Annotated in this window: 1 protein-coding gene; it reads right to left on the bottom strand. The window is 75.5% G+C overall.

The annotated features are described in order from the left end of the window. Positions 1-913 (bottom strand): tRNA lysidine(34) synthetase TilS (gene tilS, locus AX685_RS15305; RefSeq protein ID WP_197418644.1); only part of this gene is annotated, 913 nt, incomplete at its 3' end. Positions 914-970 lie beyond the last annotated feature (57 nt).

Raw genomic sequence — 970 nt, forward strand, 5'->3', positions numbered from 1 at the left:
CCCGCCCCGCCTCCAGCGCGTCCAGCAGCGGTTCGACATTGGTCGAATCGTCAAACGCGGGCAGGGTGATCGCCGCCGATTCGCGCACCGCGATGATCGCGCGGCGCACCAGCCGGCGGCGCAGCTCGCGTTCCTCCTCCGCCACCGCGAAGGGCCGGTCGGGGCCGCGCCAGCGTTCCTCCCACAGCCGCCCGGCCAGCCGCGCCAGCACCGCCTCCGCCTCCGCCAGCCACGCCGCCGACGCCGCAAGCCGCACCGGGTCCAACGCCGGGGTGGCGGCCAGCAGCGCGCGCATCCGCGTCCGGTCGTGGCGCGGATCGTCGTTCGACGGATCGTCCACGAACGGCATGGCCGCCGCCTGCGCCACCAAGCGCAATTCCGCCCGGCGCCAGCCCAGCAGCGGGCGCAGCACCGCCACGTCGCCGTCGAACCGCCACGGGCGGATCGCCGCCAGCCCCGCCACCCCCGCGCCGCGGTTCAGCCGCATCAGCAGCGTCTCGGCCTGGTCGTCGGCATGGTGCGCGGTCAGCAGCATCGCCGCCCCCGCCGCGTCAGCCCATGCCGACAATGCGGCATAGCGCGCGCGCCGCGCGCGCATCTGGATACTACTTCCCGCGATCGCATCGGGCGGGGCCAATGTCCGATGCGGCACCTCCAGCGCGGCGCAGGCGCGCGCCACCATCGCGGCCTCGTCCGCCGAAGCGGCGCGCAGGCGATGGTCGAACGTCGCCGCCACGGTGCGGCCCGGAAAGGCGGCAACCGCCAGCGCCAGCATGGCCATGCTGTCCGCCCCGCCCGATACCGCCAGCGCGATCCGCGCATCGGCCGCGGGCGCCGCGCCATCGAACGCCGCCGCCGCCACCCGCGCGACGTCGTCGCGGAACCGCGCCACCGCCGCGTCGGGCGGCGGCACCGGCATCATCTCACTTGCACTTGGCGGTGGTGCGCGCCTGTCTCTTATACACATCTC

The organism is Sphingomonas sp. CCH9-F2 (assembly GCF_001556735.1).
Classification (GTDB): Bacteria; Pseudomonadota; Alphaproteobacteria; order Sphingomonadales; family Sphingomonadaceae; genus Sphingomonas; species Sphingomonas ginsenosidimutans.